12 protein-coding genes are annotated in these 17129 nt (G+C 56.8%); 4 read left to right on the forward strand and 8 right to left on the reverse strand.

Features of this window, described 5'->3' with window-relative positions; translation table 11 throughout:
* Positions 1-14: 14 nt before the first annotated feature.
* The 3 genes from QFX05_RS00665 to QFX05_RS00675 all read right to left on the reverse strand — a co-directional run bounded on the left by QFX05_RS00665 (position 15) and on the right by QFX05_RS00675 (position 3386).
* A complete protein-coding gene (locus QFX05_RS00665) occupies positions 15-590 on the reverse strand; it encodes an HIT family protein (protein ID WP_012903446.1) in 576 nt (191 codons plus the stop codon).
* Between the two features lie 87 nt (positions 591-677).
* The gene (locus QFX05_RS00670) at positions 678-1340 is read right to left on the reverse strand and encodes a hypothetical protein (RefSeq protein ID WP_279740050.1); all 663 of its coding nucleotides are present in this window, start codon (positions 1338-1340) and stop codon (positions 678-680) included.
* Positions 1341-1754: 414 nt separating this feature from the next.
* Positions 1755-3386 (reverse strand): ion channel, encoded by a 1632-nt coding sequence (locus QFX05_RS00675; protein ID WP_279740052.1) that lies wholly within the window; start codon positions 3384-3386, stop codon positions 1755-1757.
* A 238-nt stretch (positions 3387-3624) separates the two neighbouring features.
* Between QFX05_RS00675 and QFX05_RS00680 the strand changes: the two genes are divergently transcribed.
* From QFX05_RS00680 to QFX05_RS00690, 3 genes are all read left to right on the forward strand, one after another.
* Positions 3625-4539: a hypothetical protein gene (locus tag QFX05_RS00680; RefSeq protein WP_279740053.1), complete on the forward strand. Its 915-nt coding sequence runs from the start codon at positions 3625-3627 to the stop codon at positions 4537-4539.
* 239 nt (positions 4540-4778) lie between these two features.
* Entirely contained in the window at positions 4779-7685 is a 2907-nt protein-coding gene (locus QFX05_RS00685) for an FAD-binding and (Fe-S)-binding domain-containing protein (protein ID WP_279740055.1), read from the forward strand.
* Positions 7686-7888: 203 nt separating this feature from the next.
* Positions 7889-9643, forward strand: coding sequence for a hypothetical protein (locus tag QFX05_RS00690; protein ID WP_279740056.1), 1755 nt, complete (start codon positions 7889-7891; stop codon positions 9641-9643).
* Positions 9644-9766: 123 nt separating this feature from the next.
* Here QFX05_RS00690 and QFX05_RS00695 read toward each other — a convergent pair whose 3' ends face one another.
* The 5 genes from QFX05_RS00695 to QFX05_RS00715 all read right to left on the reverse strand — a co-directional run bounded on the left by QFX05_RS00695 (position 9767) and on the right by QFX05_RS00715 (position 15478).
* Positions 9767-10051, reverse strand: coding sequence for an aminotransferase (locus QFX05_RS00695; RefSeq protein ID WP_279740058.1), 285 nt, complete (start codon positions 10049-10051; stop codon positions 9767-9769).
* A 1022-nt stretch (positions 10052-11073) separates the two neighbouring features.
* Entirely contained in the window at positions 11074-13107 is a 2034-nt protein-coding gene (gene thrS, locus QFX05_RS00700) for a threonine--tRNA ligase (protein ID WP_279740059.1), read from the reverse strand.
* 132 nt (positions 13108-13239) lie between these two features.
* Positions 13240-13683 (reverse strand): ArsR/SmtB family transcription factor, encoded by a 444-nt coding sequence (locus QFX05_RS00705; RefSeq protein WP_279740060.1) that lies wholly within the window; start codon positions 13681-13683, stop codon positions 13240-13242.
* Positions 13684-13757: 74 nt separating this feature from the next.
* Complete coding sequence (locus tag QFX05_RS00710) at positions 13758-14648, reverse strand: fumarylacetoacetate hydrolase family protein (protein ID WP_279740061.1); 891 nt, start codon at positions 14646-14648, stop codon at positions 13758-13760.
* 131 nt (positions 14649-14779) lie between these two features.
* Positions 14780-15478 (reverse strand): lipoate--protein ligase family protein, encoded by a 699-nt coding sequence (locus QFX05_RS00715; protein WP_279740063.1) that lies wholly within the window; start codon positions 15476-15478, stop codon positions 14780-14782.
* A gap of 142 nt (positions 15479-15620) precedes the next feature.
* Between QFX05_RS00715 and QFX05_RS00720 the strand changes: the two genes are divergently transcribed.
* Positions 15621-17120, forward strand: coding sequence for a glycoside hydrolase family 1 protein (locus QFX05_RS00720; protein WP_279740362.1), 1500 nt, complete (start codon positions 15621-15623; stop codon positions 17118-17120).
* The last annotated feature ends 9 nt before the right edge of the window (positions 17121-17129 follow it).

The following is a 17129-nucleotide window of genomic DNA, read 5'->3' on the forward strand; positions in this document are numbered from 1 at the left end:
GCGCACCGGGCCATCTAGCTGAGGCGGGCAAACCCCTCCGCAATCGCAGAACGCATATCATCCAGCGTGCGGGACATAGTCTTGGTGTGAGCGATAATCGGCAGGAAATTCGTATCCCCACTCCAGCGCGGCAGAATGTGCTGATGCAGGTGATCAGCAATGCCCGCGCCGCCCACCTTGCCCTGATTAATGCCAATGTTGAAGCCGTCATTATGCGACACCTCGCGCAGAACCTTCATAGCGAGCTGGGTCAGCTGCGCAATCTCCATGGTTTCCGCCTCGGTCGCATCATCGTAAAACGGGATGTGGCGATACGGGCAGACCAGCAGGTGCCCGGGGTTGTACGGGTAGAGGTTGAGAATCACGAAGGCGTGCTCGCCGCGGTGCACAATCAGCGACTCCTCATCACTGCGGCTGGGCGCAGTGCAGAAAGGGCAGGTCTTCTCGGTGTAGTCCTTCTGGCCGCCGCTCACGTAGGCGGTGCGGTGAGGGGTCCACAGGCGCTGGAACTGGTCCGGTGCGCCGGGCAGCTCGAAGGAATCCTGCACCGAGGCTGCGGTGCCATGCTCGGGGGTCGTGTTCTCGCTCATAGTCCCATTCTATAACCCGCACGCGGCAACGGGAACGCCCGGCCCGTCATGCGTGCCAGATATGAGATAACTCCCCCGGCAGCGCGCTTAGCTGTGCTGCTTTTCCAAGTGAATGATGCGGGTGGCACCCTCAAAGGTCATGGGGAAGCTCAGCACGCCGTCCTCCATGACGAATTCCTTGGTTTCCTTATCGGAGGCGTACGGCGCGTGGCTCAGCTTCGCATGGTCCACGTGCGAAATGTAGCTGAAGTTGCCGGTCTTCGCCTCGAAAGTGCCAACCCAGAAGGGGGTTGCCAGCTCTTCGTGGTTCAGGTGGTAGGTGACCTCGATAATGCCGTCGTGAATGACTGCGTCCATGTAGTTCTCGAGATTGGTAGAGTCCTGCTGAACCCAGGTGCCGTCCATGATTTTCTGCGAGCGCGCAACGGCTGCCGAGGAAGGCATGGGCGCCGCGGTGTATGCGGTCTGTTCCTGAGCATCCGGCGTATAGCTACCGGCACCCGCCGGCGCGGGGGTTTCAGTGGGCTGGGTCGCGGTAGGGTGAATCGACGGGTCCTGCGAGGTATTGACCGCCGCCTTAATTCCGGTGCTGTCGTCGCCGGGGGCGGGAACGGCGCTGGGCTCGACGGTTTCAAAAGCTGCGGGGTCAACAACCGCACTTGCGGAGGCGTTATTCGGTGCGGGTGCACACGCGGTGAGAGAGAGCGCGCCGAGTAGAGCGAGCGCGCCCAGAGTGGACTTAGGTACCACGAACGTGTCCTAACAGAGTTATGTGTTTGAGTGAGTTTGTGAGTTGAGTGGTGCCTCCCCGTGAGTGAGGTGGGGATACGACGACACCCCGTAGCGCATTGAGGCTACAGGGCGTTCGATAACCGGCACGGTAGATAGTTTATAGGCTCTGGCTAGGAGTTTCACCAGTGGCGGCCATTTTTAAAAGATAGTTTGGTCACATTAGATCTTAAGTTGAGGGGTTTTTCGCGCACACGAGCCCCAATTTGCACTCTCCACGGGCTAATTTTGCCTCGACAAGGCGAAATATCCCGCACGGTGGCGTGGGCGGCAATTTTCTTGCCTTCGTCTTGCCTTCGCGTGGGCTCGGCACCCAAACCCACCGCTTCAATAAGTATGCGGTGTGGGTTTGAGCGCCAAGCCTCAACTGAACTGTTATATCTGCGCTGCTATCTGCGCTACCGCAACCTCATGAGATGCCGAGGAGTCGGCAGGTTCACCAGCCCGCGCGGCGCCGGGCGCGGTGTTCGGGGTAGCCTCCGCAGAAGCTGCCGCAGCAGCACCCGGAGCGCCAGGAGTACCAGGGGCAGTAAAGCCCGCGGCGGCGCTGAAACCGGCGCGGCGTGCCGCCTCCGCCTCCGAAGGAACCGGGTGCACGCCGTCCTCATCCACGACCTCACGCAACGTGTAATCGTGGGCTTCACGGCGCGCATACTCACGAGCTAGCAGGGCGCGCAGCTCAGAAATCTCCTGGCGAAGATCGTCCACGTCAGCCTTGGTTGCGGGGTGCTCCTGTTCCTCCACTCCCCCGATTTTCTCGATAATCCAGCTCGCGAGCGCACCGGTAGCAACCGCGACCAAGCCCCCGCCGTACAGCATGACGATCACGGCGATGACCCTGCCGATACCGGTGACCGGGTAAACGTCTCCGTAGCCGACCGTGGCGAGGGTCGTGAACATCCACCAGTAGGCGGTGGGCAGGTCACGAATCATCGCGCCCGGCTCGGAGGACTCCACCGAATAGATCGACAGGGCAAACATGATGATGAAGATCGCGGTGTAGCCGAAGAGCTTCATCCCCAGTTCGGAGAGCCTCTTGTATTGGCGGTTGGCGGTCAGGTGAATCATGGCCAGGAAGCTAACGATACGCCACGCCGGCAGCAGCACGATGGCCAGGTTCATCAGGTTGTGCGTGATGAAGTAGAGTCGCCGCGGCGCCAGGTACAGGCGCACGCAGTAGTCGGCGGCGAAGAGGCCCCACAGAATCATCTGAATGATGTTGAGGTACCCGTCGTACGGCTCCTGAATACGCGTGCTCATGATGGGCGCGGCGAACGCAAGCAGGTACAGCACGGACGCCACGAACATGGGCGTGGAAGTGCGGTCTTCCCACGCGGCCAGGTTCTTCTCGCCGCGGTACTTGCTGAGCGTGCGGAAGAGGCGGGTTCGCGGAGTGCGACGCGGCGGGTCCGTGACGGTGCGGGTGACCGTGCGAATGGTCGTGGTGTGCGTTTCGGGTTCGCCCGCGTCAATAATCTCGGCGGCACTATCAGGGTTACCCTGGGTGCCTGCCTTCTGGGTGCCAGCTTTCTGGTCGCCCTTGCCGTGCGGGTGATGCGTGGTGCGGGTGATGCGACGCTCCTCGCGGTGCGTACCGTCCGGCGCGTCGGTGGTGGCGTACTCTTCGACGACCTCTTCGTAGTCGTCGTCGGGGTCCAGGTCGGTGGAGTAGACGGAGTGGGTGCTGTCCAGGCGGGCGCTATCAATCTGCACGGCATCAACCTGTACTGCCTCCATGCCGGGGGCGGTAGCCTCTGCGGGGCTACTTGCTGCAGCACTAGTTTTGGCGGCACTGGATTCTGCCGGTGCCGACTGGGTATAACCAGCCTTCGTGGTATTCTCAGCGGCGGCTTCAGATGCGGTAGTTTCAGATGCAACAGTTTCAGGGCGCGCAGACGCACCCACCGGGCTGTTCCCCGGAATATTGCCCGAGGTATTCCCCGAGGTATTGGGTGCTGTGCCGTTCTTTACCGTGTTGTCTGTCTGGTTCTGTTCTGCCTTATCCATAGTGTGAATGATACTCCACGCCGTTGCGTTTGCGTTTCTATTTCGTTGCACTGTGGTCTTCGTCTGGCGGTCTTTACGCCGTGCTGTGGTCTTTGCACGGTGAGCATTTAACCTGACACAATATGTGGTGTATCCATCACGTCGGTTGCGCCGCCCCGCAATGTTACTGCCTCGCAGTGTTGCTGCCCCGTTGCGTTGCGGTCCCGTTGCGTTGCCGACCCGCACATCGGAGTGCTTCATGCCTTCACACACCGCCGCTTTCCAGACCCTGTTCTTCCGCCAGTCAGGTTTCCGCCAGCTGGGCGCGAGCCTCTGCCTGTCAGGTGCGCTCGCCGTCGCCCTGGGTGGGTGCGCCACCTTGAATTCCTCCCCTTCTGCTTCTGCGGAGGCTTCGTCTGAGCCGACGGCGGCGAGCCACGCAACGGCGCCGGTGATTCAGGATTCTGAGGGTTTCCGCCTGTTTACGGGCCGCGGCGCGGTTGAGGAGGCGGTCTTTGAGGGCCCCGCGGCTCCCGCTACTTATTCGTATGTGGAGTTTGAGCGTCGCGGTGAGCCTGAGGGCACTATGAAGGTTTCGGTCGCGGACGGTTCGGGTACCACGGTTGAGGTGATTGCTGGCGGTTCGGGTGAGGGTGCGGGCGTGTGGGTTCGTAATACGGCGAGCGCGACGGCGCCGAGTCCTTCTAGTACCGGTCCTTCTGGTTCCGCTAAGTCTGCCGGTGCGGTGAGTGTGCCGTATAGTTCGGCGCGTGTGACGGCTTCGACCTCGCAGCTGACTGATGACGCGCAGTGGATGGTATCGGTTCGTGCGGCGGGCGTGGATGCTTCGGGCAAGTTCACTGCGCCTGATGGTGTGCCATTGACGAGTCAGGGCGCGGAGGTTGGTGAGATTCAGATGCAGGGCAGCCGCGGTTTTGTGCACGATACGGGTGCGAGCGGCGGTTCGGTGGCTGTGGAGAACCGTTCGGGTGCGAAGATGACGGTGTATTGTGCGGGTGTGGATCGTAAGGAGCGTAGTGTGCCTGCGGGTGGTCGCGTGTTTGTGGAGGATTTGGGGGTGCGTGCTTCGGCGGGTTCTCCCCTGTTTTGTGGTGTGGTGACTTCTGATAGTGCTGCTAGCTGGAATGTTACGGCGCTCGGCGGTCGCGCCTAACAGCAGCCGCAGCGTTCAGAGTGTGGTGGGTGCGCCTCCGCAAGCCCGCGCTTACTCCCCCGGAAAACCAGCAAACACGCGGCAAAGCTACGCATCAGCACGGTGTATAACCCACTCCCCTTATGGTGACAAGTAGTCGCCAAGCTTAGCCATAGCTAAGCGGAAAAGACGGCGTTCAAAGGAAGATACTGGAATAAAGACAGCATTCACACACCTGTCACCAGTAAGGAAGCAAGATCATGACCGTCGTGTCAAATACATCTGAAGCCCTCAAGTCCCCCTACGCGGACACCCTCAACCGTCTACTTTCCGATGCACGCGCAGAAGCCGTCGAATCCAGCGTCTCCGAACTCGAACGCCTCGCTATTGCACACGACGCATCCCACTACCTGCTCGTGCCCGCCGGCCTGATCCGCCCCGATTCCGCCGAAGATGTCGCCAACATCTTCCGCGCAGCCGGCGACCTCGGCCTGCCCCTCACCTTCCGTTCCGGCGGTACCTCCCTCTCCGGTCAGTCCAGCGGTGACGGCCTGATGGTCGACACCCGCCGCCACTTCAAGAAGATTGAGGTCCTTGAAGACGGCAAGAAGGTGCGTGTGCAGCCCGGCGCGACCATTATGATGGTCAACAACTACCTGGCACCTTACGGCTACAAGCTCGGCCCCGACCCGGCATCCTGGTCCGCATGCACCATCGGTGGCGTGGTCGCTAACAACTCCTCCGGCATGTCTTCGGGTACCAAGTACAACACGTACAACACCCTGGACTCCATGGTGTTCGTACTGCCCAGCGGCACCATCATTGATACCGCCGAGCCGGACGCCGACCAGAAGTTGCGCTCCCTCGAACCTGAACTTCACGAGGGTCTGCTGCGCCTGCGCAAGCGCGTGCTTGAGAACCCCGAATCCATGGCGAAGATTCGCCAGCAGTACTCCATGAAGAACACCATGGGTTACGGCCTGAACTCCCTGGTCGACTTTGAAACCCCGGTCGATATTCTGCAGCACCTGCTAATCGGTTCGGAGGGCACCCTCGGCTTCGTTGCTTCGGCAACCTACCGCACCCTGCCGATCCTGAAGAACACCTCGACCGGCCTGCTCGTGTTCGACAACCTGATTGATGCGGCACGCTCCGTGCCCGAACTGGTTGCTAACAAGCTCGCTACCGTCGAGCTGATGGACGCCACCAGTATTCGTGTGGCTCAGCGTACCGGTCAGGCTGCGGAGGCGCTCGCCGCCATCGACGTGAAGGACCACGCCGCCCTGCTGGTTGAGTTCCAGGGCAACTCTGAGCAGGAACTGAGCGACCTTGCCGCCGCAGCAGCACCCATGTTTAAGAGCCTGCCGGTGGCTTCGCCGGTGTCGATGACCAGCAAGCTGTCTGAGCGTAACGCCCTGTGGGCGGCACGCCGCGGCCTGTACACCACCGTTGCGGGCAACCGCCCCTCCGGCACGAACGCGCTGCTTGAAGACGTGGTCGTGCCCGTCGAGGTTCTGGGCAACACCTGTAGCGACCTGACCAAGCTGTTCGACGCCCACGGCTACCAGGACTCCGTGATCTTCGGTCACGCGAAGGACGGTAACATCCACTTCATGCTGAACGAGCAGTTCCGCAACCCGAAGCAGCTGGACCGCTACCGCGAGTTCACTGAAGAAATGGTTCAGCTGATCCTTTCCGCTGACGGCTCACTGAAGGCTGAGCACGGTACCGGTCGCATCATGGCTCCGTTTGTGAGCCGCCAGTTCGGTGACGAGCTCTTCGACGTGATGCGCCAGATTAAGCGCCTCATTGACCCGAAGGGCTTCATGAACCCCGGCGTGCTGATTACCGAGCCGGACACCGACTATGTAACCGACCTGAAGGTCGCCGAAACCGTCGAGGAAGAAGTCGACCGCTGCGTGGAATGCGGCTACTGCGAGCCGGTCTGCCCCTCCCGCAACCTGACTTTGACCCCGCGCCAGCGCATCGTGATGCGCCGTGAGATTGCTGCCGCTGAGGCGAACGGCGACCACGAGCTCGCTGAGCGTCTGCGTAAGGAGTACGAGTACAACGGCATCGACACCTGCGCCGTGGACGGCATGTGCCAGACCCGCTGCCCCGTGAACATTAACACCGGTGACCTGATTCGCCGCCTGCGTTCTGAGAACCAGGACAAGCTGACTGCTACCGGCTGGAAGGTTGCCGCACAGCAGTGGGGCGTCATGGATAAGGTCGCCGGCAAGGCCCTGACCGTGGCTAAGAAGCTGCCGTTCCCCGTGGTTCACGGCACCACCAACATTGCCCGTAAGGTCATGGGTGATGACATGGTGCCTTCCTACAAGAAGGACCTGCCGGTCGGTGGCCCGGCACGTAAGCCGCACAAGGACGCAACCGCTGAGATTGTGTTCTTCCCCGCCTGCGTGAACTCCATGTTCGGCGGCGTGGACGGCGACGGCAAGCACGACCCGGTCAACGCAACTCAGGCGTTCATTCGCCTGTGTGAGCGTGCGGGCGTGAAGTACCGCGTCCCTGACAATATTGGTGAGATGTGCTGCTCCACCCCGTGGAAGTCGAAGGGCTTCACCGACGGCTACTCGATTATGAGCGACCGTGTGTTGAAGTCTCTGTGGGAGGCTACTGACGGTGGCCGCCTGCCGGTTGTGTGTGACGCTTCGTCCTGTACTGAGGGTCTTGAGGTGATGCGCCAGAAGGTGATTAAGGCGCTTGAGCACAAGATTGTGAACGGCTTGAAGCCGGGTGAGCCGGACTTCTCGCGTCTGCGCATGTACGATGCGGTTCAGTTTGCCGCCGATAACATGCTGGATAAGCTGGCCGTGTCTGCTCCCCTGCCGTCGGTTGCTCTGCACCCGACCTGTTCGATGACTCACTTGGGTACTCAGCCTGCGTTTGAGAAGATTGCGAACGCGATGAGTGACGACGTGTACGTGCCGAAGAACTGGGGTTGCTGTGGTTATGCGGGTGACCGCGGTATGTTGCACCCGGAGCTGACGGCGAGCGCTACGGAGGCGGAGGCTGCGGAGCTGAGCGGCCAGAAGCAGTTCGCCGCATACATTTCGGCGAACCGTACCTGTGAGCAGGGTATGACGGAGGCGACCGGCCGCAGCTACCAGAACGTGCTGCAGCTGTTGGAACGCACCACCCGCTAAAAAGTTGAGCGCATAGCGGCATAAAGAAGGGACCCGGCGAGCTATCCAATCGGATGGCCTGCCGGGTCCCTTGAATCATATATACCCTCATTATAATTTTCATTCTTGGACACCATAAATTAATACAAAATAAATATATTTCATGATAATATTAAAATAAAATATATCCATTATCAACAATATTTTCCTTCCAGAATGCAAAGATGTCACTGATTACACTACTCAAGAAAGGATTAACTATTTTGAATCTTGAACTTTTCAAAACCTTGACTACTCTCAGTCAAAAAAGAGTAGAAATACTTATACTAATTACAGTTTTATTCGTCATAACATCAATAATTTACTTCGTCAATAAATCAAAAACAGACAGAAAAGATTTATCTACAATATGTGCTGCATCTATCTTTATTGAGATATCTTTTGCTCTACCAATTGCGCTAAACCTAAGCTTTCAAAAAGAGGGATCTGGGCCAGTCCTACTCCAATCACTTCTAACTATAAGTGGCGGACTAGTTGTTCTACTAGGCTATATAGAAAACCGCAGGAAGAACAACATCGATGAATCGAAAAACATCGATGAAAAAAATCAAAAAATGCACGCTTCGCGATACGAGAGAAATACAAAATCTATTGAACTTATATTCTCCAAAAAAACACCAGCCGCAATTTCTGCGGTGCACAGCCTGTGCAAGATTACAGATGAATGGGTTGATGAATACATTAATGGCGATGAGAAAACTAATCGCAGTAGCAAACAAGAAGCTCAGTCAATAATAAATGTATTATGCGCCTACGTCAGAGAGTACGGGAAACCATCAAGTGATAAACACCATGAAACAGTCTGTAAAATCATCATGAAAGAAATACATAATAGGCTTAATAAGTCAGACAACGGTTATTCTGATTGGAGTGACTTCACGTTCGACTTCGAAGGCGCGACTTTTACCTACCCGATTATATTTAAAAATGTTGCTGATATTAATAAAATAAATCTCGACGGTTGCACATTTGTAAATGATTTAGAAATTTACTTTTCTATAGAATATAATAATCAAGATACCTCAAGAGAAATTATTATTAATCACTGCACATTTAAAGGTTCAGTCATTTTAGCCTCCAGCAAATTCACTCAGAGTGAAATTATTCGAGCAACTGCATCTAATATTGCGCTCGAAGATTCACATTTTGCCAAGGGTTCAAAACTAGAAATAAAAAATCTTTGTCCACCAGATTATTACTCAGAGGGGGATAACCCCAAAAGTAAGGGGGTTGAACTACCTATATATGTTTATGGAGATTTACCTGCCAATACATCATTTAAAAACACGCCGCAACCCCATATTATTATCGGCCAAAAATATGATTCTAGGGATCCCAACTATTCAGGAGCAATCCAACATACAACAATCCAAGGGAACATACTTATTGAAAAATGTGACAATGCTTCCTTTGAAATACCCGACAGGCATACATTTAATGGAGAAATCAATATATCCTGCAGTGAAGAAAATCTTAATGAAGTAAAAATTAATGACTGCATTCTAAATGAAAAGGCGACAATCAAGGCAGCAAACATTAAGGAGATGGGTTTCATCGATACAATATTTAATCGTGGTTTAGATATAGACTGTTCAGAAAAAATTGAAACCCTGACTGCATGTAATGCCACCTTCCATATAAACGGTTCCACTAATCATCAGGGAGTCGATTTTATTAACAGCAAGTCAAAGGTAACAATCAAAGCACAATATATTACATTACTAAATCTTAATGGATCTAATTTTTATACACGCTTTATTTTGGAGGTGCCTGAAATTGAAAAAATGGAAGCCATAAGGACAAAATTCCATGTTAAACCCAATCTATCAAAAACAAAAACAATCAAAAATCATGATTTCTCGAATTGCGAATACTACGACAGTAATCAAAAGAAATACATACCTTTGACACATCCATAAAATTTCGATACACGAAGCTAGCCAATTAATAACCAATATAGCTTCTTATGTTCATAATTTCTAAGTAAATAACACTAATATAAGGACCTGACATGCTTCTCAAAATATGCTTGTCAGGTCCTTTTAAATTTTTGCACATATTCTCAATAAAATATTGGCAAGACGAGCATGAAGCTCCCCGTCAACCTCCGTCACGATAATGACCGGCTTACCGCCCGCGACCTTGCTTGCGCGCTGGAGCACATCAGCCCCATCTTCACCGGGAGCCACAGGGATAACGTGGCACTCCCCTCCCGCCTTCTGCGCGGCGAGCGCAACAAGTGCCTTGTGTTCCGGGTTTCGGCGAGCAGACAGGTTGAAACGACCCGCAATACGAGCCCGTTCCTTCATCACTTCGATGCTTGCCATTCTTCAATCCTTTCAAATGCACCTTCTACGATAAAGGCTGTTGCTTCTTCGTAAGCGGCGTTGCTTTCCATAATACTATTCAGGGGTCGGTTCTCTTTGACTATGTAATAGCGAAGGCACAGGTATACCCGCGCAAGCACCGTGCTTGACCGCCGCCGTCGCGCAAAAAGATTGGGAACAACTAGGTGCGAGTACAGGATTTCAAACGAACCCTAGTGCGCTACCGTAGACACACCATATGGCACAGACACACAAAAAGAGGTAGGGCTGACAATAGCCCTACCTCTAAGATGTTTTAAGATAGCACGGTTGACTAGTCATGATTCCTGAATGCAAAGAAGTACATGGTAGCCGATACCAAACCCATACCTAAGGAAATCATAAGAACGTTTGGTGAACAAAGATTTCCCATTCCCTGAATCACTGTCAAGAACAGACAGGAAAGAGAAAATACGAGGATAAAAGCACCGATGCTCTGAAAATTAATACTTTTCATAATATACCTCCTTGATTGCTTATAATGCACCTCGGCAGCTCCATGCAGCTACTGCCAGCTGAGCGGCCAAACCGGGAAGACCCCCAGCCCCCTTTTCTCAGTTGCAGCACCTATTTTCGGCTATTAGATAGTCCAATAATCAATACTGCTATCGAGATGCCGTAGAGAATTCCAAGCACTAGGTCACTGGCATTTGACACTACATTCAAGATAGTTGCCTCAATCAAGAACATCATGCCAAAAAGAACATACTTATTCGACTTCATATGCCCGTGCTCCCTCAATAATCAACAGCGATACATTATTTTCAAGACCATCCAGCTACCCATTTTCTGAATGGCTATGGATGTTCGCCTTACTACCACATTAGCAATCTGAAGCTAAAAACTAGCCCACGACACAACTTTCTGCACCCAACCGCACTCCCCCACCCGCGCCTCCTCAAAACACAAAGAGACCACCCCTCCGCAGCTTGTCGCCGCAAAGGGGGTGGTTTCTATATATGAGCTAGACCAGAAGCCTAGTACTACTCAGCAGCCTCCGTGCTGGGCTTGGGGTCTTCGTTCACGCGGTTGCGGATATGCTCCACAATACGTGCCACAGCCTCATCCACGGGCACACCGTTCTCCTGCTTGTTGCCGCGGAAACGGAACGAAACAGCGCCGTGCTCCGCATCCTCACCGCCAGCAATCAGAATGAACGGAACCTTCTCAGTAGACGCAGTACGAATCTTCTTGGTGAAGCGGTCCGAACCGTAATCCACCTCAACACGCACACCGTGTGCACGCAGCTTATCCGCGATCTCGGTCATGTAGTCGTTGAACGCCTCAGCCACCGGCACACCAATCACCTGGACCGGCGACAGCCATGCCGGGAACGCACCCGCATAGTGCTCAGTCAGCACACCCAAGAAGCGCTCAATCGAGCCGAACTTCGCCGAGTGAATCATGACCGGCTCCTGCACGGTGCCGTCCGCAGCCTGGTACTCCAGACCGAAACGGCTCGGCTGGTTGAAGTCGTACTGAACAGTCGACATCTGCCAGGTACGGCCAATCGCGTCCTTCGCCTGAACCGAAATCTTCGGACCGTAGAACGCAGCACCACCCGGATCCGGGACGAGCTCCAGGCCGGTCTCCTTCGCAACCTGCTCCAGAACCGCGGTAGCCGCCTCCCACTGCTCATCAGTACCGATGAACTTATCCTTCTTATCACCCTCAGTGTCGCGGGTCGACAGCTCAAGGTAGAAGTCAGTCATGCCGAAGTCCTCAAGCAGGCTCAGCATGAACTTCAGCAGGTGACGCACCTCGTCCGGTGCCTGCTCCTTGGTCACATACGAGTGGGAGTCGTCCTGGCTGATCATGCGCACGCGGGTCAGGCCCTGCAGCACGCCGGACTTCTCGTCACGGTACACGGTGCCGAACTCGAAGAAACGCAGCGGCAGCTCACGGTACGAACGGCCACGAGAACGGTAAATCTCGTTGTGCATCGGGCAGTTCATAGCCTTCAGACGGTAGTTACCGTTATCCAGCTCCATGGAGGGGAACATGCCGTCCGCATAGTACGGAAGGTGACCGGAAGTATAGAACAGGTCTTCCTTCGAAATGTGCGGAGTGCTGACGTACTGGAAACCCTCCTGAATGTGGCGGGTACGCACGTAGTCTTCCATCTCGCGCTTAATCACGCCACCCTTAGGGTGAATCACCGGCAGGCCGGGGCCAATGTTCTTCGGGAAAGAGAACAGGTCCAGCTCACGGCCCAGGCGGCGGTGGTCACGGCGCTCCGCCTCAGCGATACGCTCCTTGTACGCCACCAGCTCGTCCTTAGTCGGCCAAGCGGTACCGTAAATACGCTGCAGCATGGGGTTCTTCTCAGAACCGCGCCAGTACGCGCCACCGGCACGCATCAGAGCGTAACCGTTAGCGATCAGCTTGGTGTTCGGCAGGTGCGGACCGCGGCAGAGGTCCTTCCAGACGGTCTCGCCGGTCTTCGGGTGCACGTTGTCGTAGATGGTGATTTCACCCTCGCCGACCTCCACGGATGCGCCCTCGGCAGCATCCGCACCAGAACCGGGGCCCTGGGTCAGGGAGAGCAGCTCCAGCTTGTACGGCTCGTTCGCCATCTCGGCGACAGCCTCGTCGTGGGTGACCACGCGGCGGCGGAACAGCTGACCGGACTTGATGATCTTAATCATCGACTTCTCGATCTTCTTCAGATCTTCCGGGGTGAAGGGCTCAGCCACATCAAAGTCAAAGTAGAAGCCGTCAGTAATGTACGGGCCAATGCCCAGCTTGGCGTCCTTGCGGTACTCCTGTACCGCCTGCGCCATCACGTGCGCAGCGGAGTGGCGCAGAACGTTCAGGCCGTCCGGTTCGTGAATGAAAACCGGTTCAACGGAGTCGCCAGCAGACAGCTCGTGGGAGAGATCAACGAGCACGCCGTTCACGCGTGCCACAACGATCTTCGGGTCGTCAGCGAACAGCTCAGCGGCAGTCTTCGCGGTGACCTCGCGCTCCTCACCAGAAACGTTAATAACAATTGCTGAAGATTCAGCGGCAGACATAAGTCTCCTTAACTCAGGCGCAAGCGTGCCACTGTGGGCGCCGCGGGTGCGCATACTATTCCGCACTGTACAGGTGCACGGACACACACCATCTTACAACGGCTCCCAGCCAACGCTCAGCTTGAGGGCAGACTAGTCCACATGATGCTCACGCGTATGCTCATAAACATCAAGCACAATATGGCTAATGTGGTGGTCTTTCAGACGGTAAATCGTGGCACGCCCCCGCTGCTCACGGTCAATCACGTGCGCCTCACGCAGGATGCGCAGGTGGTGCGATGCGAGCGGCTGCGAAATACCCAGGCAGGTGTGCAGTTCGCTCACGCTATGCGGGCGGTGCATCAGGTGGTGTGCAATCGCCAGGCGCAGCGGGTTCGCGAGCGCAGAGAAAATCGCCACGGACGGGCCGAACTGTTCCTCCCAGTCTTTGGGGCCACTGCCTTCGAGGAGGGGAGCGTTAGCGGGCACCTCATGGGCATGCTCAGCTACATGCGCCGCCACATGTTCTGCGGGGTGGTGGGTGTTAGTTTCGGTCTGTTTTGTGTGATGGTGGTCTGTGTGATGGCTCTGAGTCATAGTATTTTCACCTTAAGTACAGGAAAGGGGGCACGTCAAGAAAGTGCCACTTGCAGAGCTACCCAGCTGCAGAGTTACAATGCACCCGCCTCCGAACAGACATTCACCAGTTCACCAATACCTTCAATGCGGGTGCGCACCGTCTGACCCGGTTTCAACCACTGACGCGGATGTAACGACAGGCCAACCCCGGCGGGGGTACCCGTCGCCACCAAATCACCCGGCTCCAGAGTCATGAACCGCGAAATATAGGACAATAGCTGCGCCGGGGTGAACACCATATTCGCCGTCGTGCCGCGCTGACGCACCACGCCATCCACCTCGCAGACCAGCTCCAGGCCAGCAACCGGATCAACCTCATCGGGGCTCACAATCACCGGACCGAACGGAGTCATCGCATCCCAGTTCTTACCCTGGAACCACTCCGAGGAACGACCCTGCCAGTCACGCACCGACACATCATTCATGACCGTGTACCCCATCAGAGCCTCAAGTGCCTGCTCCTCCGTGGCGTTACGCAGGCGAGCGCCCACGACCAGGCATAGCTCAACCTCCCAGTCGACCTTCGTGCTGCCGGTGCCGTCAGCGGCGGGCATGCGGATCTGCTCGCCGGGGCCAATCAGCGCGTTCGGAAACTTCGCGAACAGCGCCGGATGCTCGGGCACCTCAAGGTTCATTTCTGCGGCGTGGTCGCGGTAGTTCAGGCCGGCGCACACAATCTTGCCGGGCTTATCCAGCGGGCGAATAAAGGGTAGGGAGTTCCACAGCTCCTCGCCGTAGCCCATGACGGTCGCGCCGTTCTCCTTCAGGATTGCCACGGCGTTCTTCGGGTCGCCAAAGTTCAGGCGGAACCGGCTGTAGAAATTCAGTAGCGGGCTGAGCTTCGCCGGAAGCCCGTACACGGTCTCTTCAAAGAAGCAGACCGCGCGGCTGCCCTTCGAGTCTTTAATCTGTGCCCAACGCATGGATGCTCCTTCGCTTCAGGTAGGGGTGGTTTGAGGTGGGTTAGAGGTAAAAGTCAGAGGTAAAAATGAGCGAAATCAGCCCTGTGAATCACTCCAGCGAATCACTCCAGCGAATCACTCAGTAAGCCGCTTCAGCGAAAACCGTTTTGGGCGTACACCTCAACAATGGCGTCTTCCAGGTCTTCCATAAGCAGGGCGGGGTTCGCATCCTGCGCCGCACCGACCGTGGCAGGGTCCAGCTCCATGCCGAGGGCACGGTACACATCCGCGGTGACCGCCCGCAGTGGTGCAGAATCAGAGACCACAATGCCGGTGCTGAACCACCAGCCGCCGGTCACCACACGCTGGGCGGTACCGACCAGCTTAATGCGGCCACCACCTGCGGAGGCGGGAAGCTGCGCGTGCACCGAATACTCGCCGGGGCAGTACTCCCCCGGGATCTCGCCCATGCGTGCATCCACGCCAACTTCGCGTAGCGCCTGTGCATACATGGAACCGAACAGTTCGTAGCGTAGGGTGTTGCCGCTGCGGGCGTCGGAGGCGGGCTGAAAATGGTCCACGACCAGGCACCCCTGATGGTAGGCGGCGGCATGCCCGCCGACCTTGCGCACCAGCACCTCAAAACCGTGCTCGGCGCACGCCGCGGAGGCAGCCGCGAAGCCGGGGTTCAGTTCGTCACGGCGGCCGAACGCAACCGTCGGGTTCGGCTGATATATGCGTAGGGTTGCTTCACGCTGCCCGCTTGCCACCTCGCGGAGCATCTGCACCGTCTGATCGTGGTGAATGAGGATATCGCCGGATTCGGGGCCGGTCTCTCGAATAATCTGCACGTTCCTATTTTACGGTTACGCCCGCCACAGGTCCTACGGCTCCCCACATTACGGAAACGCCCACCTGGGTAGCTAAAACCTAGTAATCCCCCTCCCCCTCCGCTAGGGTAGAAGAAAAGCCCAAAATACCTTGGAGGATGCCGTGCATCAGGACCAGCACATCACCGCCCAAACCACCGCGCTACCGCGCGTCAGCACTGAACAGCGCACTAGCCCGGCGGTGACTGAGCCGCAGCCGCTCGGCACGTTCCCTGACGGTTTTCTCTTCGGAGGTGCCACCGCCGCCAACCAGTTCGAGGGCGCCTGGAACGAAGACGGCAAGGGCCCCAGCCTGCAAGATGTGCTGCCCGCCGGCGGCCTGTACCCGCGCACCGCCGAACCCACCGAGGACAACCTCAAACTGGAAGGCATCGACTTCTATCACCGCTATCGCGAAGACATCGCCCTGCTCGCGGAGATGGGCTTCAAGGTCTTCCGTTTCTCCATCGCCTGGTCACGTATCTTCCCTCGTGGCGACGAAGAAACCCCGAACGAGGCGGGCCTCGCCTTCTACGACCGCGTGCTCGACGAGCTCGAGAAGCACGGCATGGAACCGCTCATCACCCTCAGCCACTATGAAACCCCGCTGCACCTGGTCGAGCAGTACAACGGCTGGACCAGCCGCGAACTCATTGGTTTCTACGAACGCTACGCCCGCACCGTGTTCGCCCGCTACGGCAAGCGCGTGAAGTACTGGCTGACCTTCAACGAAATCAACTCGATGCTGCACCTTCCGTTCATGTCCGGCGGCATCAACACCCCGGCAGATCAGCTCAGCGACGCCGACCTGTACCAGGCGATGCACCACGAGCTGGTCGCATCCGCGCGTGCCACCGCTGCGGCACGCAAACTGGCACCGGGGGCACAGATCGGCTGCATGATTCTAGCCATGCCCACCTACCCGCTCACCCCCGACCCCGCCGACGTACTCGCCGCGTTGCAGGCGGAGCAGGCGAACTTCGCGTTCGGTGACGTGCACGTGCGCGGCACATACCCAGGCTACTTCCTGCGTGCCCTGCGTGAGAAGGGCGTGGAGCTGAACATCACCGAGCAGGACCGCGAGGACCTGAAGAACACCGTAGATTTCGTGTCGTTCAGCTACTACATGTCTACCTGTGCGACCGGTGATCCGGCACGAGGCGAGCGCGGCGAAGGCAACATCCTCGGCGGCGTAGTGAACCCGACCCTGCCCGCCAGCGAATGGGGCTGGCAGATCGACCCGACCGGTCTGCGTGTGGTCCTCAACCAGTATTGGGACCGCTGGCAAAAGCCGCTGTTCATCGTGGAGAACGGCCTGGGTGCCCGTGACGAGCTGGTCAAAGTGAACGGTGAGTTCACCGTGGAAGACGACTACCGCATCGACTACCTGCGCCAGCACCTGCACGCGGTACGCGAGGCGATTGAGGACGGCGTGAACGTGCTCGGCTACACCACCTGGGGTTGCATCGACATGATTAGCGCCTCCACCGCGCAGATGTCCAAGCGCTACGGGTTCATCTACGTGGACCGCAACGACGACGGCACTGGCACCCTGGCGCGCTACCGCAAGAAGTCCTTCCACTGGTACCGAGAGGTGATTGCCAGCAACGGCGCGGAGCTGTAACCGGTCAGG

The organism is Rothia similimucilaginosa (assembly GCF_029850875.1).
In the GTDB taxonomy this organism is placed as follows: domain Bacteria; phylum Actinomycetota; class Actinomycetes; order Actinomycetales; family Micrococcaceae; genus Rothia.

Coding starts and splice junctions, on each gene's coding strand:
- QFX05_RS00665 (WP_012903446.1), bottom strand. CDS start 590: ATGAGCGAGAACACGACCCCCGAGCATGGCACCGCAGCCTCGGTGCAG.
- QFX05_RS00675 (WP_279740052.1), bottom strand. CDS start 3,386: ATGGATAAGGCAGAACAGAACCAGACAGACAACACGGTAAAGAACGGC.
- QFX05_RS00680 (WP_279740053.1), top strand. CDS start 3,625: ATGCCTTCACACACCGCCGCTTTCCAGACCCTGTTCTTCCGCCAGTCA.
- QFX05_RS00685 (WP_279740055.1), top strand. CDS start 4,779: ATGACCGTCGTGTCAAATACATCTGAAGCCCTCAAGTCCCCCTACGCG.
- QFX05_RS00690 (WP_279740056.1), top strand. CDS start 7,889: ATGTCACTGATTACACTACTCAAGAAAGGATTAACTATTTTGAATCTT.
- QFX05_RS00695 (WP_279740058.1), bottom strand. CDS start 10,051: ATGGCAAGCATCGAAGTGATGAAGGAACGGGCTCGTATTGCGGGTCGT.
- thrS (WP_279740059.1), bottom strand. CDS start 13,107: ATGTCTGCCGCTGAATCTTCAGCAATTGTTATTAACGTTTCTGGTGAG.
- QFX05_RS00705 (WP_279740060.1), bottom strand. CDS start 13,683: ATGACTCAGAGCCATCACACAGACCACCATCACACAAAACAGACCGAA.
- QFX05_RS00710 (WP_279740061.1), bottom strand. CDS start 14,648: ATGCGTTGGGCACAGATTAAAGACTCGAAGGGCAGCCGCGCGGTCTGC.